The 20,563-nt window shown below is 71.4% G+C and carries 24 protein-coding genes; 10 read left to right on the top strand and 14 right to left on the bottom strand.

The features are described from left to right. Positions 1 to 313 precede the first annotated feature (313 nt). A complete protein-coding gene (gene hemB / locus OHT74_RS16840) occupies positions 314 to 1,315 on the top strand; it encodes a porphobilinogen synthase (RefSeq protein WP_266665073.1) in 1,002 nt (333 codons plus the stop codon). A 219-nt stretch (positions 1,316 to 1,534) separates the two neighbouring features. Here hemB and OHT74_RS16835 read toward each other — a convergent pair whose 3' ends face one another. Continuing rightward, positions 1,535 to 1,873, bottom strand: coding sequence for a hypothetical protein (locus OHT74_RS16835; protein WP_266665072.1), 339 nt, complete (start codon positions 1,871 to 1,873; stop codon positions 1,535 to 1,537). Between the two features lie 47 nt (positions 1,874 to 1,920). Continuing rightward, positions 1,921 to 2,091, bottom strand: coding sequence for a hypothetical protein (locus OHT74_RS16830; protein ID WP_266665071.1), 171 nt, complete (start codon positions 2,089 to 2,091; stop codon positions 1,921 to 1,923). A gap of 246 nt (positions 2,092 to 2,337) precedes the next feature. On the opposite strand from OHT74_RS16830, the gene OHT74_RS16825 reads away from it, so the two are divergent. Then, positions 2,338 to 2,610: a DUF1876 domain-containing protein gene (locus tag OHT74_RS16825; protein ID WP_266665069.1), complete on the top strand. Its 273-nt coding sequence runs from the start codon at positions 2,338 to 2,340 to the stop codon at positions 2,608 to 2,610. Here OHT74_RS16825 and OHT74_RS42145 read toward each other — a convergent pair. Next, positions 2,592 to 2,684: a DUF397 domain-containing protein gene (locus OHT74_RS42145; RefSeq protein ID WP_353962354.1), complete on the bottom strand. Its 93-nt coding sequence runs from the start codon at positions 2,682 to 2,684 to the stop codon at positions 2,592 to 2,594. The two genes, OHT74_RS16825 and OHT74_RS42145, sit on opposite strands and share 19 nt — an antisense overlap. A gap of 158 nt (positions 2,685 to 2,842) precedes the next feature. Between OHT74_RS42145 and OHT74_RS16820 the strand changes: the two genes are divergently transcribed. The 3 genes from OHT74_RS16820 to OHT74_RS16810 all read left to right on the top strand — a co-directional run bounded on the left by OHT74_RS16820 (position 2,843) and on the right by OHT74_RS16810 (position 4,109). Beyond that, positions 2,843 to 3,154 carry a hypothetical protein gene (locus OHT74_RS16820; protein ID WP_328620634.1) on the top strand — a complete coding sequence of 104 codons (312 nt, stop codon included), beginning with the start codon at positions 2,843 to 2,845 and terminating at the stop codon, positions 3,152 to 3,154. 63 nt (positions 3,155 to 3,217) lie between these two features. Beyond that, complete coding sequence (locus OHT74_RS16815; protein ID WP_328620633.1) at positions 3,218 to 3,586, top strand: hypothetical protein; 369 nt, start codon at positions 3,218 to 3,220, stop codon at positions 3,584 to 3,586. A gap of 208 nt (positions 3,587 to 3,794) precedes the next feature. Continuing rightward, positions 3,795 to 4,109 (top strand): helix-turn-helix transcriptional regulator, encoded by a 315-nt coding sequence (locus OHT74_RS16810; RefSeq protein ID WP_328620632.1) that lies wholly within the window; start codon positions 3,795 to 3,797, stop codon positions 4,107 to 4,109. Between the two features lie 35 nt (positions 4,110 to 4,144). Here the strand turns inward: OHT74_RS16810 and OHT74_RS16805 are convergent, their stop codons facing one another. From OHT74_RS16805 to OHT74_RS16795, 3 genes are all read right to left on the bottom strand, one after another. Then, on the bottom strand, positions 4,145 to 5,002 hold the full coding sequence (locus OHT74_RS16805) for a DUF3152 domain-containing protein (protein WP_328620631.1): 858 nt from the start codon (positions 5,000 to 5,002) through the stop codon (positions 4,145 to 4,147). A 3-nt stretch (positions 5,003 to 5,005) separates the two neighbouring features. After that, positions 5,006 to 5,956, bottom strand: coding sequence for a hypothetical protein (locus OHT74_RS16800; protein ID WP_328620630.1), 951 nt, complete (start codon positions 5,954 to 5,956; stop codon positions 5,006 to 5,008). Positions 5,957 to 6,059: 103 nt separating this feature from the next. Beyond that, the gene (locus tag OHT74_RS16795) at positions 6,060 to 6,455 is read right to left on the bottom strand and encodes a hypothetical protein (RefSeq protein ID WP_266665057.1); all 396 of its coding nucleotides are present in this window, start codon (positions 6,453 to 6,455) and stop codon (positions 6,060 to 6,062) included. Positions 6,456 to 6,664: 209 nt separating this feature from the next. Between OHT74_RS16795 and OHT74_RS16790 the strand changes: the two genes are divergently transcribed. Genes OHT74_RS16790 through OHT74_RS16775 form a run of 4 tightly spaced genes read left to right on the top strand, consistent with a single transcriptional unit; the run spans position 6,665 to position 10,738 of the window. Beyond that, complete coding sequence (locus OHT74_RS16790) at positions 6,665 to 7,156, top strand: hypothetical protein (protein WP_328620629.1); 492 nt, start codon at positions 6,665 to 6,667, stop codon at positions 7,154 to 7,156. Further along, the gene (locus OHT74_RS16785) at positions 7,153 to 8,772 is read left to right on the top strand and encodes a peptidoglycan-binding protein (protein ID WP_328620628.1); all 1,620 of its coding nucleotides are present in this window, start codon (positions 7,153 to 7,155) and stop codon (positions 8,770 to 8,772) included. Before OHT74_RS16790 ends, OHT74_RS16785 begins: the two co-directional genes overlap by 4 nt. After that, entirely contained in the window at positions 8,769 to 9,461 is a 693-nt protein-coding gene (locus tag OHT74_RS16780; protein WP_266665052.1) for an ABC transporter ATP-binding protein, read from the top strand. The genes OHT74_RS16785 and OHT74_RS16780 overlap by 4 nt, the downstream gene beginning before the upstream one ends. An 11-nt stretch (positions 9,462 to 9,472) precedes the next feature. After that, positions 9,473 to 10,738, top strand: a complete 1,266-nt coding sequence (locus tag OHT74_RS16775) for an ABC transporter permease (protein ID WP_266665050.1) — start codon at positions 9,473 to 9,475, stop codon at positions 10,736 to 10,738. A gap of 52 nt (positions 10,739 to 10,790) precedes the next feature. Here OHT74_RS16775 and OHT74_RS16770 read toward each other — a convergent pair whose 3' ends face one another. From OHT74_RS16770 to argS, 5 genes are all read right to left on the bottom strand, one after another. Next, positions 10,791 to 11,240: a hypothetical protein gene (locus tag OHT74_RS16770; RefSeq protein WP_266665048.1), complete on the bottom strand. Its 450-nt coding sequence runs from the start codon at positions 11,238 to 11,240 to the stop codon at positions 10,791 to 10,793. Next, positions 11,237 to 11,746 carry an RNA polymerase sigma factor gene (locus tag OHT74_RS16765; protein WP_266665046.1) on the bottom strand — a complete coding sequence of 170 codons (510 nt, stop codon included), beginning with the start codon at positions 11,744 to 11,746 and terminating at the stop codon, positions 11,237 to 11,239. Before OHT74_RS16765 ends, OHT74_RS16770 begins: the two co-directional genes overlap by 4 nt. Continuing rightward, complete coding sequence (locus tag OHT74_RS16760; protein ID WP_328620627.1) at positions 11,743 to 12,171, bottom strand: DUF3995 domain-containing protein; 429 nt, start codon at positions 12,169 to 12,171, stop codon at positions 11,743 to 11,745. The genes OHT74_RS16765 and OHT74_RS16760 overlap by 4 nt, the downstream gene beginning before the upstream one ends. 79 nt (positions 12,172 to 12,250) lie before the next feature. Then, positions 12,251 to 13,129 carry a hypothetical protein gene (locus OHT74_RS16755; RefSeq protein WP_328620626.1) on the bottom strand — a complete coding sequence of 293 codons (879 nt, stop codon included), beginning with the start codon at positions 13,127 to 13,129 and terminating at the stop codon, positions 12,251 to 12,253. Between the two features lie 67 nt (positions 13,130 to 13,196). Next, the gene (gene argS, locus OHT74_RS16750; protein ID WP_266665038.1) at positions 13,197 to 14,987 is read right to left on the bottom strand and encodes an arginine--tRNA ligase; all 1,791 of its coding nucleotides are present in this window, start codon (positions 14,985 to 14,987) and stop codon (positions 13,197 to 13,199) included. Between the two features lie 183 nt (positions 14,988 to 15,170). On the opposite strand from argS, the gene lysS reads away from it, so the two are divergent. Then, positions 15,171 to 16,901, top strand: a complete 1,731-nt coding sequence (lysS, locus tag OHT74_RS16745; protein ID WP_328620625.1) for a lysine--tRNA ligase — start codon at positions 15,171 to 15,173, stop codon at positions 16,899 to 16,901. Positions 16,902 to 17,000: 99 nt separating this feature from the next. Here the strand turns inward: lysS and OHT74_RS16740 are convergent, their stop codons facing one another. The 3 genes from OHT74_RS16740 to OHT74_RS16730 form a co-directional block, all read right to left on the bottom strand. Continuing rightward, positions 17,001 to 18,479 carry a DUF2637 domain-containing protein gene (locus tag OHT74_RS16740; protein WP_328620624.1) on the bottom strand — a complete coding sequence of 493 codons (1,479 nt, stop codon included), beginning with the start codon at positions 18,477 to 18,479 and terminating at the stop codon, positions 17,001 to 17,003. A 116-nt stretch (positions 18,480 to 18,595) separates the two neighbouring features. Continuing rightward, the gene (locus tag OHT74_RS16735; protein ID WP_266665032.1) at positions 18,596 to 19,363 is read right to left on the bottom strand and encodes a DUF3558 family protein; all 768 of its coding nucleotides are present in this window, start codon (positions 19,361 to 19,363) and stop codon (positions 18,596 to 18,598) included. 172 nt (positions 19,364 to 19,535) lie between these two features. After that, positions 19,536 to 20,396 carry a DUF3558 domain-containing protein gene (locus OHT74_RS16730; RefSeq protein ID WP_266665030.1) on the bottom strand — a complete coding sequence of 287 codons (861 nt, stop codon included), beginning with the start codon at positions 20,394 to 20,396 and terminating at the stop codon, positions 19,536 to 19,538. Between the last annotated feature and the right edge of the window lie 167 nt (positions 20,397 to 20,563).

Genomic DNA, 20,563 nt, shown 5'->3' with positions numbered 1-20,563 from the left:
CGGGACAAGTTCCTGTGGAGCACCGCCGAGGGCGGGCCGCAGGAGTGGCTGGTCACCCTCTGCTCGCGCAACGGGCCGTGGTAGCACTACGCGGGCGGGACGGCCCAGTTCCTGGCCGAGCTCTGCGACGGCACGCTGGAACCCTGGGCGCTGCCCCGGGTCAGGCCCGTGGTCACCGGCTGGACCGATGCCCTCGGGGCCTCGCGGGCCGCGCCGGAGGGACGACCCGCCTGACGGCCGGGTCGGAGACGGCCGCCGGGCAGGCCCTAGGCTTGGCCGCGACTGCTGTCGATGCTCGAAGAGGCGACTGAGAATGAGCGCGTACGGATCCTTTCCCGGCTCGCGGCCCCGCCGGCTGCGCACCACCCCGGCGATGCGGCGGATGGTCGCGGAGAACAGGCTGCACCCCTCGGACCTGATCCTCCCGGCGTTCGTACGGGAGGGCATCAGCGAGCCCCTCGCGATCTCGGCGATGCCGGGCGTGGTCCAGCACACGCGGGACACGCTGCGCAAGGCCGCGGTGGAGGCCGTGGAGGCGGGCGTCGCAGGGATCATGCTCTTCGGGGTTCCGGCGGACGAGAACAAGGACGCACTGGGCACGGCGGGCACCGAGCCGGACGGGATCCTGCAGCTCGCGATCCGCGACGTGAAGGCGGAGGTCGGCGACGATCTGGTGATCATGTCCGACCTCTGCCTGGACGAGTACACCGACCACGGCCACTGCGGCGTACTGGACGAGCACGGGCGCGTCGACAACGACGCGACGCTGGAGCGGTACGCGGAGATGGCCCAGGTCCAGGCCGACGCGGGCGTCCACGTGGTCGGTCCGAGCGGCATGATGGACGGCCAAGTCGGCGTCATCCGCGACGCGCTCGACGAGACGGGGCACGAGGACGTCTCGATCCTCGCGTACACGGCGAAGTACTCCTCGGCCTTCTACGGCCCGTTCCGCGAGGCCGTCGCCTCCTCGCTGCAGGGCGACCGCAAGACGTACCAGCAGGACCCGGCGAACGCCCGGGAGTCCCTGCGGGAGCTGGCGCTCGACCTGGAGGAGGGCGCCGACATGGTCATGGTCAAGCCGGCCGGCCCGTACCTGGACATCCTGTACCGGGTCGCGCAGGCCGTGGACGTCCCGGTGGCCGCGTACCAGATCAGCGGCGAGTTCGCGATGATCGAGGCGGCGGCGGAGAAGGGCTGGATCGAGCGCGACCGGGCCATCCTGGAGACCCTGCTGGGCATCAAGCGGGCCGGCGCGGACACGATCCTGACGTACTGGGCGACGGAGGTCGCGGGCTGGCTGCGCGAGGCGCGCTGACCCTTGCCGGTGGTGGCCCCGCCGGTCAGCGCAGCGGCCACACGTGCCGCTCGGACCCGGCGGGGAGCCCGGCTCGCCAGACCCGCCACCACGCCCACCACTGCCCCGGCTTCGGTCGCCGCGCTCTGCCCATGCGGGGAGCGTAGGCGGGGCGGGTCGAGCCCTCATGGGGCGGGGACGGAGTACGTCAGCTTGCCTGCTTGCCTGCTCGGGGCAGGGTCAGTCGATGATCCCGGCGAACACGATGTAGTCGAGGACGACGGCCGCCGGGGCGAGCAGGGCGAACGTGATGCGGCGGGCGGAGTTCCGGCGCTGCCAGGGGAGCGCCCAACTGGTCACGAGCAACACGAGGACGAGCAGCAGGCCGGCGCCGAAGACGGGGAAGGCGATGCCGAACGAGGCGTCGAACCGGTCGCTCGCGGCCTCCCCGCAGGAGTCACAGGCCATGGGGGACAGCCCGGCGAAGAAGAGTGCGACGAGGGCCATCGGCAGCGTCAGCAGGGTGGAAACGAGCGGCGCGACGAAGGCGCGCTTGTCGCGCGAGGTGTCCTGATCCATGGCACCAGTCAACCGCCCCGGCGGGAGAGGCACATGAGTGCCGGTACTCAGGCCGGGGTGGGGTTGGTGGCCTGGATGGTGTTGCGGCCCCTGAGGTGGATTGCGCCCGTGCCCCGGAGGGTGACCATGGCGGTGCAGACGGGGTCGAGGCTGTCGACGACGTGCCCGTAGAAGGGGATGCGGGTCAGCTCGAGGTCGATCTCTGCGTCTACGCACACGACTTGGCGGAAACGCGCCCCGAGCCGGACCGCCCCGACCACGCAGCGCACACGGAGCCCGACCCGGAGGGTCCGGCTGGCCTCTCCGTCGCCGAGCGCGCGGACCCGGCCCCCTGCGTCCCGCCCGGCGCTCCCGACCCCGCTCACCCCGCCCTGCCCCCCGACCCCCGCGCCCGTCCCCGCTCGCGTTCCCGTCCCCCCAGGCGCACCCTGGAGGCAGGGTGACCCCCCTGGAGGTGATGCACCATGCCCACACTCGTCGGGTGGCACGTGGAGCTCGAATTCACCGAGGAAGGCCACCGCACCAGTGCGGCGGCCATGGTCAGACTCGGCGACGGCTCCGAGATGAGGGCGCACGGCTACGCCATGCGTCACCCCTCCGACCCGGAGCAGCTGCGGGTCGGGGAAGAGATCGCCGGCGCTCGCGCGCTCATGGATCTCGCTTCCCAGATGTTGCAGAAGGCCCACTCGGAGATCGATGAGGTGACGGGCCGGCACTCCTATCCGCTGAACCAGTGAGTGAGCTGCGGCCACGCGGTGGGAGCGAGGGCGAGAGAAGGGCCGTGAGGGACTTTCGAGTCCCTCACGTGCATCCGAGGAGGCCGGGGACGACCGTGGCAGGGCCGGGTGGCCGGTCTCCGGGGTGTGGGCGCGCTTCGGCCTGGCAAGGTGGTGGGGTGCGAGTGCCGAACGGGCCTTGCTGACATGCGCAGTTGGGGGACGTGCTCACGTGTCGGATCAGGAGCGCCGGATGATGCGCGGACGGGTGGGCTGTCTGATCGCCCCGCCGGCCGGAGTGGGCACGGGGGTGCTCGGGGCGGTGCTGCTGAATGCCGCGTGGCGGGCCTGCGGCGTCGGGGTCAACGGGGCGGCCAACGGCCTCGCCCTCCTCTTCTACGGCGCGCTGCTGGCGCTGTTCGCGACGGCATGGTGGGGGGTGCTCGTCGGGTACGTCGGGCGGAACAACCCGGCGGCCGGGTTGTTCGGTGGCCTGGCCGGGGCAACGGTGATGGTGTGGGTGTTCGTGGCGCTGTTGCAGGTGCCCGACGGGTATCGCTGCTAGCTTCAGAGGTTCGGTTCATTGGCTGGAGGGGGCCCAATGTCGCGTCCGTTGCGGTGGGTTGTCGTGCTCGTGGGTTCGGCTGTCGTCTTCTTCGTCTGCTTCAAGCTCGCCCAGGTGGATCCGTTCGGCTGGCTGCCCGTGAAGGATTCCGATGCCGTGGCCGTCGCGGCCGGGTTCGCCGGGGCCATGACCGCGGCCGTCGGGCTGGCCGGCGGCTGGTGGGCCGGTATGGCGCCCGTGCCGCCCACCGTGCCCGTCGCGGCCCCCGTGACGCCGGAACGCTCTGTACGGCAGAAGGCCGAGGCGTCGGGCACGTCGCAGATCAGCCAGGCGGGCGGGGCCGCCCCTGCCGGGCCGGTCGACCAGGAGGCCACGGCCCGGGACAACAGCCGGATCCGGCAGACCGGCGGCGATGAGCAGGCCACGCCGTAAGGCCGCGGCGCAGCGTCGTGCCGATTCCGATATCCGGTGTCCGGCTTCCTCTGATCGGTGACGGAAAGGCTTCCTTCGGAGGAAGCGATGGTGACAACTGATCAGTAGTTGGTTAAACGGCCGATACGCTGACCTGTGCCGGAAAGTTAAGATTAGGGGCGGTGTTCCGATTTCGCCGCACCTTCTTAACTGCTACAGGCAGGAATGCGTGAGACCCTCAGCGAGTCCGTACTGCCCCTACTGTAAACTCGGTGAACCCGAGCAGTGGGACAAGGAAACGGAATGGATCCGTCAAGGATTTCTCCGGATCCCGGATCTTACCGACCGGGAACTTGAGATGTTCAAGGAAATGACCTGCGGTCCGTCGAACGAAGAGCTCGGAAAAAGGCTCGGGATGACCGTCCGCACGGTGAAATTCCATCTGGAGAACATGCGCGGCAAACTGGGTGGCCTGTCCCGAGTCCAGACGTGTTTACTCGCCGTGCACCACCGCATTGCCAGCTGCCCTGTCGGGCATGTCTGACCGCTGTTTACGAGGCGCATCTCCGAGGCGGTTCCTCACGGCACGGGCGGCCCTTCCACGTATTGCCCGGCGGCGTCGTACGGCCATGCGTTGGGCAGGCAGCCGTCCAGCCCCTTGATCTGCTGCATCATCGCGGGCGCGAGCGCGCCCGGCCCGGCACAGCTCTCATGCCCGCGGCCTATTTCATGGCCGACCTCATGGTTGACGATGAGGGCCCGGTACTCCTGGATCGGCCCGTCGAACTGCGGGGATCCCTGCGCCCAGCGCTTCAGGTTGACCACGACGGTGTGCCCCGTCCGGCAGTTCACGTTGCCGCGGCTCTCCGGCGTGGTCACGTCGCACAGCCGGTCGGTGGTCGCGGGCGTGGCCACCTTGATCGTGAAGTCGACGGGTCCCGAGGAGACGAGCTGGAATCCGTAGGCCTTGTTTCTCGTCCAGCCGCGCGGATTCCCGAGGATGTCGGCCACCTCCCGCGCGGTCTGGGGCCCGGGCAGCCGGATCCCGTCCTCGATCTCCACCCGGTAGCGGCGGATCCGGCCCTGCCCGTACGCCTTGCCCTCGGCCGCCGCGACGGTGAAGGTGCCCGGTCCCGCGTCCGGTACGGCGGTGCCGGGGGACGCCGAGGGAGAAGGGGAGGGGGAGGGAGACGGGGACGGCGAAGGTGACGGCGGCGGCGACGGTGGGGCGGGCGGCGACGGAGAGGCCGTGGGTGCCGGCGCCGGGCTGCTGCCCGGAGCCGCCCGGGCCGGCGGTTCGGACGGTGACGGCAGGAGCACGAGGGCAGTCGCGGCCCCGGCGCAGCCCACCGCCGCCACGGCGGTGGCGGCCAGGGTCCGTTTCCGCCTGCGGAGCCGTGCCTCGGCGCGGGGCGGCAGGGCCGCTCGCTTCCCCATGGGTCAGGAGCCGGCGATCAGGGAGGCGGCGAGCTTCATGCGTTCGTCGAGCTGCTTCTTCGCCCGGTCCAGGGTCTCGGCGTTCTGCTCGATCAGCCGCTTCTGGTAGGCGATTTCCACCGTGTACCAGGTGCCCACCAGGTTGGTCTCCTTCTTGCACTCGACGTCCTGCTTGGCAAGGGTGATCGCCTGCGGGCTGCTGATGTTGGAGTCGTTGATGCCGGGCGGTTGATCCATCGGGTTGTCGATGCTGTGTCCGTGCTTCGCCATGCACTCGCTCCAGGACTTGATCGTCTTGACGACCCGGCTGTCCTTTCGGGAGCGCGCAAAGGAGTCCATGCCGAAGCCCTGCGCGACCATGGAGCCCACTGTCTCCTTGGTGGGCGTCCAGAGTTTCAGGGAGCTTTCGCGCAGGCAGCCGCCCGCCGGCACTTTCTGCCCGCCGACGACCGTGGTCGCCACATCGGACTTCTCGGCCTCCTCCTGGCTCTTGGGAACCGGCAGGGACGGGTCCACCTCCAGCCCGTACAGCACCAGCTTCTCGTTCGGCCCGAGGGGCTGCTGCGGGGGCCTCTGGGCCTGGGAGACCTGAGGGTTGTCGTAGCCGAGCCGGGCTGCCTCGGCGGGGTCGGAGAGCCCGTACCTCCGGTTGTAGTCGCGCTTGACTGCCGAGTCGGCCTTCCGCCGCATCTGGTAGCGGAATCCGTAGCGCTGCATGCACTGGTCGACGAGGACGTCCTGCGCCTCGTTGAGGAGCCCGAGTTGCCGGTCGTCCGCGATGTAGGGGGTTATCGGGAAGGTGAGGTTCCGGCTCTCGAGCAGCGTAGGTACGTCGCCGATCGCGGGTTCCTTGTCGGAGTCGCCGCCGTCCGACTGCGAGCACCCGGTCAGCAGGAGTGCCAGTACGGCTGCGGAAGCCGTCAGAACGGGACGGGGTGAACGCGGCGAGAACATGGTGGCTCCGATGCGGGGAAGGCTAGGATGCGCGAAGCGGCAGCTCCGCCCGGCGATTACGGGCGGAGCTGCCGTTTCTGCGTGTGGGGTCAGGCGGATGTGCCTAGCGGGGGTAGGCCGAGGAGACCTTGTTGAAGAACGTCGAGCTGAAGTTGTCCCGGGAGCCGACGCCGATGTAGCCGCCGCTGCCCTGGCCGTTCCAGTCGGTGTAGACGTCCCAGACGTACGCGTCCTGGTTGGAGAAGGACTCCGTGTAGTCGTTCGTGGTGTGACCGGCGCAGCTCTGCGAGCCCTTGAAGTAGTCGTCCGCGAAGTTCGAGTCGTAGCTGTAGAGGTCGAAGACCGAGTTCCCCTGGTTGGAGTAGCAGAACAGGCCCAGCTCCCCGGAGGTGAGCCAGCCGTCCTTGGCGGCGGCCGAGGCCGAACCGGCGCTGACGCCGATGGCGCCGAGGATCAGGCCGGCGGCCGCGAGGGAGCGGAGGGAATTACGAAGCTTCATCAGCCATCTCTTTCCGAATCATTGCGGATTTTCCTGGTCGAGATTTCGGCCGTCGGGCCGGGTTTCGAACCGTTGAGGAGTGGATCACGCCATGGCCGACCTTCACAACTGTCCCTGAGTACAGGGGCATGATCTTTCTTTTCGCCTAGGGTGTCGTCGATACAAGATGCCTCAGGAGGCCTGCTGTGCCATTTCGACGGGTCCGATCCGTGGCCGCCCCAGCTTTGTTGTCCGGCCTATTCCTGCTGGCCGGCTGCTCGGGCGGGGATTCCGCTTCGCCTTCGCCTTCGTCTTCCACTTCCGTTCCGCAGTCCGGGCAGTCCAAGGGGGCGGTAGACCCCAAGCAGGCCGACTTTTTCCGGTGCCTCAAGGAAAAGGGGCTGCCGATGAAGGAAACGGACTCCGAGATTCCGGTCGTGGATTCGGCCAAGGCGGATCCGGCCAAGGTGAAGGAAGCCGAAACCGCCTGCGAGAGCCGCCGGTCGGTACCCCCGGTGACCCCCGAACAGCTCGCCGAGGCGAAGGAGCTCACGGCTTGTATGCGGGCGAACGGCGTTGCGAACTTTCCTGATCCCGATCCGCGGACGGCCCAGCACGACATGGAAAAGCTCGGCCTGAAGGAATCGCCGGAGGGCTGGGCAGCCCTGCAGAAGTGCGGTGGCCGGCCCAAGTCGTCGACCCCCGGGCAGAGCGCCGGATGACGGCCGGGGAGCCCGAGGGCGCGGAGGTCTCCGCGGGCCTGTCCCGGCGCCGTGCGTGGGTGGCGGCCGTCGCGGTGGGCGCGGTCCTGCTTTCCGGCGCCGGTGTCGCCGCCTCGCTGGTGATCAAGTCGCCGGCGCAGACCGCGGCGGAGGCCGGCCCGCCGCCCCTGGACGTACTCATCGCACGCGTCGAGAAGCGCGTACTGCGGGACACCGTCATCCTGCGCGGCACGGTCACCTCGGCCCAGGCCGTCCAGTTCACCCCGACCGCCCCGGGCGGGGAGGGCACGGCTGCCCCCGTCGTCACCAAGGTCTCAGTCCGTCAGGGCGATCAGGTCGAGGCGGGCAAGGTGCTGCTGGAGGTGTCCGGCCGCCCCGTCTTCGCGCTGCCGGGCCGGCTGCCCGTGTACCGGGACCTGAAGCCGGGCGCCACCGGTGACGACGTGAAGCAGCTCCAGAAGGCGCTCGCCGACCTCGGCCACGGCACGGGCTCCGACAAGGCGGGCACGTTCGGGGCCGGGACCAAGACGGCGCTGGCAGCCTTCTACAAGTCCATCGGCTACGACCCGCTGCCCGCTCTCGCCGACCGCGGCGAGGCCCTGAAAGCTGCCGAGGACGCGGTCACGTCCGCCGAGCGCTCCCTGGAGGACGCCCGCGCTGCTGCCAAGGGCGGTACGGGGAGCACGGGGGGCACGGGGAGCACGGGGGGCACGGGAAGTACGGGCGCCACGAGCGGCTCGGGTGCCAAGGGCTCGGAGGGTTCCGGGAGTTCCGGCAGCGGCAAGGGCTCCGGTCAGGACGGGGCCCGAACGGTGGCCCGCGCCCAGGAGGACCTGAACAAGGCCCGCGAGCGCCTCACCGAGGCCCGCGCGGCGTCCGGCCCCATGCTCCCGGCCGGCGAGGTCGTCTTCCTGGAGTCCTTCCCCGCCCGCGCCGACTCCGTCGCCGTCCGCCCCGGCTCCCCGGTCAGCGGCAGCGCGATGTCCCTCTCCGCAGGCGCGCTGGTCGTACGCGGCCAGCTCCAGGAACACCAGAAGGGCCTGGTCCGCGGCGGCCAGAAGGTCGAGATTCTCTCCGAGGTCAGCGGGGTCACGGCGGCCGCCGAGGTGCAGTCGGTCGCGGACAGCGCGCAGTCCGCGCCCGCGCCGGGCAACGGGTCCACCGGCGGCCAGGGCCAGAGCCAGGGCCAGGGCCAGCAGGCTCCCGCTCCCGGCGGACCGGCCGGGTACGAGTTGCTCGTACGGCCCCTCGCCCCGCTGGACGCCAAGCTCGTCGGCCAGGATGTACGGCTGACCGTGGAAGCGGCCGCGACCGACGGCAACGCGCTGGTCGTCCCGGTGTCCGCCGTCTCTGCCGGAGCCGACGGCCGCACCATCGTCACCGTCGTGGACGGCAAGGGGACCCAGCGCCGGGTCGAGGTCCGGCCCGGAACCACCGGCGACGGCTACGTGGAGGTCCGGCCCACCACGGACGGTGCTCTCGCGGAAGGCGACTCGGTGGTCACCGGCATCAATCCGGGCGTCGCCGGCAAGCAGACGGGCGGGAAGACCGGGGGAAAGAGCAGCGGCGGTGAAAGCGGTTCCAAGAGCGGCGGTTCCAAGGGCGGCGGCTCATGACCGAGGCCGCACCACCCGTCATCGAGTTCCGGCAGGCGGGCCTGACCTACCCGGGCCCGCCTCCGGTGGCCGCGTTCAAACCGTGTGACCTCACCATCCGGCGCGGCGAGTTCGTCACGGTCGTCGGCCCCTCGGGCTCCGGCAAGTCGACCTTCCTCAACATCGCCGGCCTGCTCGACGCACCCACCGAGGGCCAGTACCTCCTCGACGGCATCGACACCGGCGCACTCGGCGACAGCGACCGGACCGCCCTGCGCGGCCGCCGCATCGGATTCGTCTTCCAGTCCTTCCATCTGCTGCCCCACCGCTCAGCCCTGGAGAACGTGGCCCTCGCCATGTTCTACAACGGCGTGCCGCGCCGGGAGCGCCCCGCCCGCGCCAGGGAAGCCCTCACCCGGGTCGGGCTCGGCCACCGCCTCTCCGCGGTGCCCTCCCGTCTGTCCGGCGGTGAGCGCCAGCGGGTGGCCATCGCCCGTGCCCTGGTCGCCCGGCCGTCCCTGCTGCTGTGCGACGAACCCACCGGAAACCTCGACTCCGCCAACGCCGGCACCGTGCTGGCCCTCCTGGACGAGCTCCACACCGACGGGATGACCGTGCTGGTCATCACCCACGACCACGAGGTCGCCGCGCACGGCGGCCGTACCGTCGCGATCCGCGACGGCGTACTGCGCGAACAGGCACCCGTATGACGCTGCCCTCCATGAAGCCGCCCCCGCTCCGCCGGCGCCGCTCCCGTGCCGCCGTCCGGATCGAGCCCTCCCGGCTCACCGTGCGCGATACCGTCGGGGAGGCCTTCGCCGGGGTACTGCAGCGCCCGGCCCGCTCGGCGCTGACCGCCCTCGGGACCGTGCTCGGCGTCGGGACCTTCGTCGCCGTCCTCGGGCTGACCGCCACCACCTCGTCCCAGATCGACAGCCGCTTCAACCTGCTCACCGCCACCGAGGTGAGCGTCGAGGACATCGCCAGGGAGAAGAACAACTTCGCCGGGCCCGGTTTCCCGGCGGACGCCGACCTCCGCGTCGAGCGTCTCAACGGGGTCCGGCACGCGGGTGTCCTGTACACCGTCCGCTTCGACAGCAACGCTGGCGGCGTCCGCGCCGCCCCGGTCGGCGGTGCCCAGGGCGGGGGCGAACGCACCGATGTGGTCGCGGCTTCCCCCGGCGCGCTGCAGGCCGCGGTTCCGCGGATGGCCCAGGGCCGCCTCTACGACGAGTACCACTCCCGCACCAAGCAGCGCGTGGCCGTCCTCGGCTCGGGCACGGCCGCCCGCCTCGGCATCACCACCCTGGACACCCGTCCGGCCGTCTTCATCGGCACGGAGCCGTTCACCGTGATCGGGATCATCGACGACGTGGAGCGCAAGGCCGACCTCCTCCTGTCGGTCATGGTTCCCCGCACCACCGCGGAGGACATCTGGGGGCCGCCCGAGGGCTCCGGCACCACCATGCTCATCGCCACCGACATCGGCGCCGCCCAGCAGGTCGCCCGCCTCGCCCCCACCGCGCTGCGCCCCGACCACCCCGAGTACCTCAAGGCCGTACCGCCCCCCGACCCGCGCACCCTGCGCAGCGGTGTCACCTCCGACCTCGAACAGCTCTTCCTGGTCCTGGCAGGGATCTGCCTGGTGATCGGCGCGGTCGGCATCGCGAACACCACCCTGGTCGCCGTCCTGGAACGGACGGGGGAGATCGGCCTGCGCCGGGCCCTGGGAGCCCGTGGACGCCACGTCACCGCCCAGTTCCTCGCGGAATCGGGTGCGCTGGGTGCCCTCGGGGGGCTCGTCGGCACCTCCCTGGGCACCCTGACCGTGGTGGGCGTCGCCGTCATCCGTGACTGGACGCCCGTCGTCCACCCGGCGACCGTCGCGACCGCGCCCCTCCTCGGCCTGATCACCGGCGTCCTGGCCGGGCTCTACCCCGCCGGGCGGGCCGCCCGCATCCAGCCCGCCGAGGCGCTCCGGCGCTGACACCGTTGCCGGTGGCCTTCCTGATCCCGCGGCGCGGGCCCGGGCCGGCGCGCTACGAGCCGCCGACCCGGGCCTTCAACCGCTCTGCCGCCAGCTCCAGTTCGCGCTTCGCCCCGAAGGGGACGATCGCCGCGCGCCCGGGGACCCGTACGCCGCCCGTCAGGGCCACGCGGGTGCCGCCCGCGGGGTCGGGGGCGGCCGCCATGCCGATGATCAGGAACCGGCTCTGCAGCCAGCACCAGCCCGGGCGCAGGACGCCCCGGAAGTGGGCGCGGAAGCCGTACCTGCTGCGGGCCAGCGCCTCCACCCGGTCGCCGGCCACCCGCAGGACGCGGACGCTGCGCATGTCCGGCTGGAAGCGGCCGAACTCGCCCTCCAGGTCGCCCATCACAGCCCAGACGGCATCGAGGGGGGCGGGGACGACCCGTTCGGCGATCCGGGCGCCCCGGACTCCCGCCGCCATGATCCGCAGGCGGTTCACCTCGTCGAGTGCGTACGTCATGCGGACCATGCCCTTCGGAAGCTCGTACGGGCCCGGTGCAGCCGGGACTTGGCGGTGCCGGGCGGGACGCCGAGGAGGGCGGCCGCGGACTCCTCGTCGAGGCCCTCCACGTCCCGCAGCACCAGGACGGCCTGGTGGTCGGGCGAGAGGCGGGCCAGGACGTCGTCGATGTCGGCGGCGAGCTCGGGGTCCCCGGGGCCGGGGAGGTCGGCGAGTTCGGCGGGGCGGGCGCGGGCCGCGCGGCGGGCGGTACGGACCGCCTCGCGGACCGCGATGGCGCGGACCCAGCCGTACAGGGTCTCCGGATCGCGCAGGGCCCGCAGGGCGCGGAAGACCGCCACCAGCGCCTCCTGGCAGGCGTCCGGGCCGTCCACGAGGGCGATGGGGGTGCAGATACGGGCGATGTACGGGGTGAGGTGCTCGAGCAGGTCGTGCATCGCGAGGGTGTCGCCGGCGCGGGCGGCCCGGGCGAGGGCGACGCCGCGGTCGCGTTCGGCGGGGGTCACCGGGCGCGGGCCAGCCGGGCGGCCGCCCAGCCGAAGCCGAGGCAGGCGGGCGTGTAGAGGAGCAGGTTCAGCCGGTGGAAGGGGCCGGCCGGGCTGTCGAGGAGACCGGCCGCCCACCCCAGGCCCGCGAGGCCCCGTACGGCCAGCCCGGCCGCGACCGCGGCGGTCACGAGGCGGGTGGGCCGGCCGCCGCGGCCGTGGGCGTGCGCGAGGACGGCCCCCGCACCCGTGAGGGTGAGGGCCGCCAGCGGGAGCACGACGGGCGGGGCGAAGGACACCTCCGTGCCGAGGACGGCGAGGGAGAGGGCGCGCTCGCTCGCCGCGGGCCAGGTCTGCCCGGTGGCCCAGTACAGGTGCGCCAGCCCGTCCACGGCCAGCAGCCCGGCGAGTGCCGCTCCGGTGCGGCGCCGCGATGCGTCCCTCATGAGTGCCCCCTGGGTATCGAGAATCAACACTCGGAAGAGGAGGCGGACTTGGAGAACGTTCCCTGTGTGCTGCGTCACATCAGATCTTGCCCCCCTGCCCCGCGAGAAGCTGGATTCCGATGGTCATCTCGGCGCCCAGGATCACCAGGTCGAGCACCATCCCCACCGTCAGCAGCAGGCTGAACGGGCCGCGCAGCAGGGAGAAGCCGCGGATGAGGCCGAAGAGGGCCATGAGCAGCGAGAGGAGCCACATGACGAGGAGGATGGGGCTGATGGCCAAGGACTGCTCGAACCTGATGACCAGCCAGGCGGCGGCCGTGAAGCCCAGGCACTGGGGCAGTCCCAGCATGAAGACCGACCGGATGAGTTCGCGCCGGGTCCGCCGCTTCCGGGGCGGCGTCTCCCGGATCACGATCACCTGAGGCTGCGGCGGCGCCACGGGCATGGGCGGCGCCGGGGGCGGCGGGGGCGGCTGGAAGGGGATCGCGTTCGCGGTCATCGCACCCAGCCCGATCGACCCCAGCGAAGTCGAAGTCGAAGCCGGCGGCGAGGTCGGCGGCGAGGTCGGCGGCGGCGTCGGCCCCGGCGTCGTGGCCGCAGCCGGGGATGCGCCCGGCGGGGCGGGGGGCGTCGTGGGCGGCGGGGGGACCGCGTACGCCGCCACGGCCGCCGGTCCGCCCAGCAGCTGTTCCAGCAGGTCGTTCAGGGTGTCCCCGAACGCCGGGTCGCGGGAGATCTCGTCCGCCAGTACCGGCACGGCGATGGCCGTGGACGCGTCACCCGGCTCCTCGCGCAGCTTCGTCAGTACCGCCGTACCCAGCGCGCCGCTCCGCAGCCGGTCCTCCACGTGGACCCGCAACCGTGCCTCGAGCGCGGACCGTGCCGGGGTACCGCCCCCGGCGCCGGTCAGCACTCTCAGCGCGGCGCGCGCCAGCTGTAAACCCTGCGAACCGTTCACGATCGGCCTCCCCTGCCGTCAGGACGGGAAGGCCGATCGTACGGAGCCGCGTGCCCCGCCAACAGGGTCAGAGACGCTCGGGCGTGCGGATGCCCAGGAGGGACATGCCCTTCGTGAGCGTCCGGGCGGTCAGGTCGCACAGGAACAGGCGGTTCTCGCCGACGACGAGCTCCGGCTCCGGCTTCACGACCGGGCACTCGGTGTAGAACGTCGTGTACAGCGAGGCGAGCTGGTACAGGTACGCGGCCAGCTTGTGCGGGGCGTGCTCCGCGGCCGCCTCGGCGATCAGCTCGCCGAAGCCGTCCAGGTGCAGGCCCAGCGCCCGCTCGGCCGGCGCCAGCGCCAGCTCCGGGTGGGCCACCGGGGAACGGTCGCCCGCGTTGCGCAGGATGGACCGGATCCGGGCGTACGCGTACTGGAGGTACACGGACGTGTCACCGGTCAGCGAGACCATCTGGTCCAGGTCGAACTTGTAGTCGCGCGCGGCGGAGGTGGAGAGGTCCGCGTACTTGACCGCGCCGATGCCGACCTGGAGGCCGTTCTCGACGATCTCCCGCTCGGTGAGCAGGCCACGGTCCTTGTCCTTCTCCCGGACCACGGCGGTCGCCCGCTCCACCGCTTCGTCCAGCAGGTCGACCAGCCGCACCGTCTCGCCCTCGCGGGTCTTGAACGGCTTGCCGTCCTTGCCGAGGACCGTGCCGAAGGCCAGCTGCACGGCCTTGACCTCGTCGTTCAGCCAGCCGGCGCGGCGGGCCGTCTCGAAGACCATCTTGAAGTGGAGCGACTGCCGCGCGTCCACCACGTAGATGAGGCTGTCCGCCTTCAGGTTGCCGACACGGTCCCGGATCGCCGACAGGTCGGTCGCGGCGTAGCCGAAGCCGCCGTCGGACTTCTGGACGATCAGCGGGGTCGGGTTGCCGTCCTGGCCCTTGTACTCGTCGAAGAACACGCACAGCGCGCCGTTGGAGCGGACGGCGACGCCCGACTCCTCCAGCAGCTTGCACGTCTCGACCAGCATGTCGTTGTAGCCGGACTCGCCGACGACGTCCGGGTCCTGGATGTCCATGTCGAGCTTGTCGAAGACGGAGTAGAAGTAGATCTTCGACTCGTCGACGAACCGCTGCCACATCGCGAGGGTCTCCGCCTCGCCCGCCTGGAGGTCGACGACCCGCGCCCGGGCCCGCGTCTTGAACTCCTCGTCCGAGTCGAAGAGCGCCCGCGAGGCCTTGTACAGGCGGTTCAGGTTGGACATGGCCTCCTCGCCGGAGACCTCCGCCGACGCGCCCGCGGCCTTGTGGTCCAGCTCGTGCGGGTGCTCGATCAGGTACTGGATGAGCATGCCGAACTGGGTGCCCCAGTCGCCGATGTGGTGGCGCCGGACCACCTTCTCGCCCGTGAACTCCAGGATCTCGACCATCGCCGCGCCGATGACCGCCGACCGCAGGTGGCCGACGTGCATCTCCTTCGCGACGTTCGGCTGCGCGTAGTCGACCACCGTCGTGCCCGCGTTCGCCGCGTACGGGACACCGAGCCGGTCGTCGCCGGCGCGCGCCGCCAGGGTCTCGATGATCGCCCGGTCGGAGACCGTGATGTTGAGGAAGCCGGGGCCCGAGACCTCGATCTCGCTGATCAGGTCGGCGTCGGAGCCTGCGGGGATGGACCCGACCACGGTCGTCGCGAGCTCGCGCGGGTTGGCCTTCGCCTTCTTCGCGAGCGCCAGGATTCCGTTGGCCTGGAAGTCGGCCCGGTCGCTTCGTCGCAGCAGCGGGTCGGCGCCACCGGCCTCCGGCAGGGCCGAGGCGAGGGCGTCCGCGACGCGCTGATTGACGGAAGAAGCGAGGGAAGGGACCGAGGCCATGAGCTGCCGTTCCTGTGAGGTCGTGGTGCGTGTAGGTGCACTTGGTTGTTCCGACAAGCCCCGAGTATCCCACGCGAGGACCGTCCGGTGCCCGGGATAAAGGAGGGCCGCAGGCAACCCCGGAGCGGCCTGTTCCGTCTGGGAGAATGGCTGAAGCCAGCATTCGAGATAGAAGGACGTGTCGTGGCTCAGAGCAGCACCGAGACCGACTGGGTCTCCCGTTTCGCGGACGAGGTCATCGCCGAGGCGGAGCGCCGAGCACCCGGCAAACCTGTCGTCGTCGCGTCCGGACTCTCCCCCTCCGGCCCGATCCACCTGGGCAACCTCCGCGAGGTCATGACCCCGCACCTGGTCGCCGACGAGATCCGCCGCCGCGGCTTCGAGGTCCGGCACGTCCTGTCCTGGGACGACTACGACCGCTACCGCAAGGTGCCGGCCGGCATCCCCGGCGTCGACCCCGAGACCTACGGCCGGTACATCGGCATGCCGCTGACCTCCGTCCCGGCCCCGGCCGGATCGGAGTACGCGACCTGGGCCGAGCACTTCAAGGCCGCCATGGTCGAGGCCCTGGCCGAGCTGGGCGTCGAGTACGACCCGATCAGCCAGACCGAGCAGTACACCTCCGGCGCGTACCGCGAGCAGGTCCTGTTCGCGATGAAGCACCGCGGCGACATCGACGCCGTCCTGGACCAGTACCGCACGAAGCAGAAGCCGGGCGGCAAGAAGCCCCAGCAGAAGCAGGTCGACGAGGCCGAGCTGGAGGCCGCCGAGGGCTCCGGCGCGGCCGCCGAGGACGACGGCAGCAGCGCCGAGGGCGGGTACTTCCCGTACAAGCCGTACTGCGGCCGGTGCGGCAAGGACTTCACCAAGGTGACGTCCTACAACGACGAGACGACCGAGCTGGTCTACGTCTGCACCGAGGACGAGTTCACCGAGACCGTCAAGCTCAGCGAGTTCAACCGCGGCAAGCTGGTCTGGAAGGTCGACTGGCCGATGCGCTGGGCCTTCGAGGGCGTGATCTTCGAGCCCTCGGGCGTCGACCACTCCTCGCCCGGCTCGTCGTTCCAGGTCGGCGGCCAGGTCGTGCACATCTTCGGCGGCGAGCAGCCGATCGGACCGATGTACGCGTTCGTCGGCATCAGCGGCATGGCCAAGATGTCTTCGTCGAAGGGCGGGGTCCCGACCCCGGCCGACGCGCTGAAGATCATGGAGCCGCAGCTGCTGCGCTGGCTGTACGCCCGCCGCAGGCCGAACCAGTCCTTCAAGATCGCCTTCGACCAGGAGATCCAGCGGCTCTACGACGAGTGGGACAAGCTCGAGGCCAAGGTCGCCGACGGCTCCGTGCTGCCGGCCGACGCCGCCGCGCACACCCGCGCCGTACGCGTCGCCTCGCACGAGCTGCCGCGCACCCCGCGCCCGCTCCCGTACCGGACCCTGGCGTCGGTCGTCGACATCACCGCCGGGCACGACGAGCAGACCCTGCGCATCCTGGCCGACCTGGACCCGTCGCAGCCCCTTACCTCCCTCGACGAGGTACGGCCGCGCCTGGACCGCGCCGAGAACTGGATCACCACCCAGGTCCCGGCCGACCAGCGGACCCTCGTACGCGAGGAGCCCGACACCGAGCTGCTGTCCTCGCTGGACGACGAGGGCCGCGAGTCGCTGCGGCTGCTCGTGGACGGGCTGGACTCGCACTGGTCGCTCGACGGGCTCACCACGCTCGTCTACGGCGTCCCGAAGGTGATGGCGGGCCTGGAGCCCGACGCCAAGCCCACCCCCGAGCTCAAGGTCGCACAGCGCTCGTTCTTCGCGCTGCTGTACCGCCTGCTCGTGACCCGGGAGACCGGGCCGCGCCTGCCCACGCTGCTGCTCGCGGTCGGGGCGGACCGGGTGCGCAAGCTGCTCGCCGCCTGATGCAGATGTAGATGATGTAGATGCGGAAGGGCCCGCACCCCCTCGGGGTGCGGGCCCTTCCGCGTGCGTGTGTGCGTGCTGCCTGCTGCGTGCTGCCCGTCAGGCGATGTGCTCGTTCTCGAGGTCGCGCTGGTAGCGCTGCTTCAGGTCCGGCATCAGCCGCTTGAGCGTGGTGGCGCTGCGCGGGTGCACGATGCCGAGCCGGTCCGAGAGGTGTATGTCGAGCTGCTCCGGGTTCGGGAACTGGGAGTACTCGTCGATGTACGCCCGGAAGACCTCGTACGCGGCCTCCGCGAACTTCACCTCGTCGACCTCGCCGAGGTCGCCGGCGGACTCGTCCGCACGGGCCGCCGGGATCGGGAGCTCCTGCTGCCCGGGCTGCTCCTGCGACTCCTCCGGGCCGGTCGGGGGCATGACCGGGGTCGGCTCCAGGCCCTCGACGTACTGGGGGTTGTACCCGCCCTCGTACGCGGCCTGCGGGGCCAGCGGCGCGGCGAACCAGGCGCTGTCGTGGGCGGCGGGCATGGCCGTCGGGTCGACCGCGTAGGGGGGCGGGGTGTGGCCCTGCGGGGCTGCTCCCCCACCCGCCCCGGGGGCGTACGCGGAGGCCGGCGCCTGCGGCGCGGCCTGGCCCGCGGGGCCGACGGCTCCGCCGGGCAGGCCCGGCTGGCCGGGGCCGGGGACGCCGGCGGCCGCGCCGACAAGGCCCGGCCCGCCCGTCAGGCCGGCGGTGGCCGCCTGGCCCGGGATGCCCGCCTGGCCCGGTATGCCTGCCGCGCCCGAGCCCGCCGGACCCGCCGCGCCCGAGCCCGCCTCCAAGGCCGGAGCCGATGACGCCGATACCGCCGCGCCCGTCGCGATGGCCGCGGCCGCCGGAGGCAGCAGCATCGGGTCGATGCCCGCCGCCGCCAGGCCCTCCGGGGCCGTCTGGGAAAGGGGGACGCCGATCCGCGCCAGCCGGAGCGGCATCAGCGCCTCCACCGGCGCCTTGCGGCGCCACGCCCGCCCGTACCGGGCCTGCAGCCGCGCCTGGTAGATCAGCCGGTCCTGCTCCATGCCGACGGCCTGCTCGTAGGAGCGCAGCTCCCACAGCTTCATCCGGCGCCACAGCTTGAACGTCGGGAGGGGGGAGAGCAGCCACCGCGTGATGCGCACGCCCTCCATGTGCCGGTCCGCGGTGATGTCCGCGATCCGGCCCACCGCGTGCCGGGCCGCCTCCACCGTGACCACGAACAGGATCGGGATCACGGCGTGCATGCCCACACCCAGCGGGTCCGGCCAGGCCGCCGCGCCGTTGAACGCGATCGTCGCCGCGGTCAGCAGCCACGCCGTCTGGCGCAGCAGCGGGAACGGGATCCGGATCCACGTCAGCAGCAGGTCCAGCGCCAGCAGCACACAGATGCCCATGTCGATGCCGATCGGGAACACCAGCGAGAAGCTCCCGAACCCCTTCTGCAGGGCGAGCGCGCGGACCGCGGCGTACGAGCCCGCGAAACCTATCCCCGCGATGACCACGGCTCCTGCGACCACGACGCCGATGAGTATCCGGTGCGTACGAGTCAGCTGCATCGCGGCCACCCGCGGTCCCCTCCCCTTGTCGAGCTACGGCAGGCACAGCGTACGGGTGACTGCACAGGTGACTGAATGTCAGCCTCCTGTTAAGCGCCCGACAAGCCGCCCGGATCCGCCGACGTCTACTGCGCGGAGGGAGAAGCCTGCTGCTCAGGCTGCTTCTGCTGCTGGTTGGCGGTGCCGACCGAGGCCACCGTCTCCTTCGCCGCCGCGATCGCGTTCTCGAGCAGCTTGGCCTGATCCGGAGCGCCGGCACCCTCGTACGCCGCACCGTTGTAGTCGAGCGTGATCACGATGTTCTGCGTGCGCGCCACGATCGTCGTGTTGAAGAAGTCGACGTCCTTCTTCACGCCGTACACGACCGACGACGCCTGGTCGCCGATGCCGGCCGCCTGCTCGACCTTCACGTCGTGCGCGCCCTCGGCCGTCTTCGCGGTCTCGACCTGCTTGTTGAACTGCTCCTCGGCGCGCTTGTTCGCGCCGCCGAGCGAGGCGTGCGAGTCGTAGCGGACCAGGGAGATCGACAGCCAGCGGTACTGCGAGCCCTTCAGACCGTCCTCGTCCAGGCCGTTCCAGGAGCAGCTGGCGCGGGAGGTCAGGTCGTTCGACTTGGTCGCGGTCCCGTTCTTGTCCTTCGCCTCGGGGACGAGGGTCTCGACCGTCTTCGTCTGGATCGACTTGCACGGGTCGGGCAGCGTCGCGAACGCCGCCTTCTCCAGCTCGGCCGACGGCTTGCCGCTCGGCTTGGCGGACGAGGACGCGCCGGGCTTCTTGTCGCCGCCCGAACCCGAGTCCTTGCCCGAGTCGGACGAACAGCCGGCGACGGTGAGGATCACCGGGACGGCTGCGCAGGCGAGAACGCGAGTGAGGCGCGAGGCTGATCGGTGCATGGTTCCTTCAGTACGTTGTGAGGCGCGTTCTGTGGACGCGGTACGGACGCGGTACGGGTGTGGTGCGGGTGCGGCGCGGGCGCGGGACCCGAGCAACGGTAGCCCGACCCGGCGCGCGCCTGCTGTGCGCGCCGTCACTCCGAGCCCCCCGCGCCCGCTCCCGGTCGCCCTCTCAGTCGTTGAAACGCTCGACGAGAGCCTGCGCCAACTGCCGTGCCTTGTCCTGGGTTTCGGGGCTCGCCGGGACCGTACCGGGCAGCGCGGGCTGCACGCTGTACTCGACGGTGACGATGACATTCGAGGTGCGGAACACAATCCGCACGGTCCGCGCCTGCGCCGCGCTGGCCCCGGCCGCGCTCAGCTTGTCCTCGAGGAACGCCTCGGTCCCGAGCCCTTCGATGACGCGGGAACCGAGCTCGGGCGGCGGCGCGGAGGGGCTGCCGGCGCCGGGGGACGGCGACTGCCCGGCCGGCGGGGGAGCGCTTGCGGCCGGCGGGGCGCTGGGGGCGGTGCTGGGGGCGGGGCTGGTACCCGTACTCGTACCGGGGCTCGGTGTGGGGCCGGGGAAGGGCAGGTGCGCGTCCGTCAGCCGGCGCACGTACACCTGCCGCGCCTTGTCGTCGTCGCTCATGGTGGTCCGGTCGTACGAGACGACGCGCTCGAAGACGACCGACAGCAGCCGCGTCTCCTCGGGCGTCTGCGCCGTCCAGCGGCAGCCGACGTGCCGGTCGCCGTCGTACGAGGTGTCCGCGGCGCCGGCGTACAGCTGCGCGCGCTGCTCGTCGGTGAGGCTGTCCGCGGCCGGGAGCATGGCCTTCAGGCGCTTGCCGTCGGCGGCCCTGCACGGCGCGGGCAGGCTGCGGTACTTGCCGGCCGGTGCGGGTGCGGGGCTGCTGTCGCCCGCCTTGGAGTCGGTCTCGTCCCCGACGCCGTTGCCGCTGGTGCACCCGGTCAGGCCGGTCAGACCGGCCATGAGTGCGGTCAGCATCGCGATGCCCGGCAGGACTCGTCGCCGTACCGCCTTGCGCTGCACGTCCACTGGCTCCCTTCGACCGGCCGGCGGCCCGGCGGTCAGGAAAATACGTTGCCGCGCTTTGGACGCGGATGAACACAATGTCTATCGCACACGCTGGTGCTGGCGCCGGTCTCCTGTCTGGTTTGGGGCTAAGAGCGAGGCTTTTTGCGTATAATGAATTTTCT

The organism is Streptomyces sp. NBC_00354, from assembly GCF_036106915.1.
Lineage (GTDB): Bacteria > Actinomycetota > Actinomycetes > Streptomycetales > Streptomycetaceae > Streptomyces.
The sequence above is the reverse complement of the archived record's forward strand: the minus strand, read 5'-3'. Positions and strand labels throughout refer to the sequence as shown.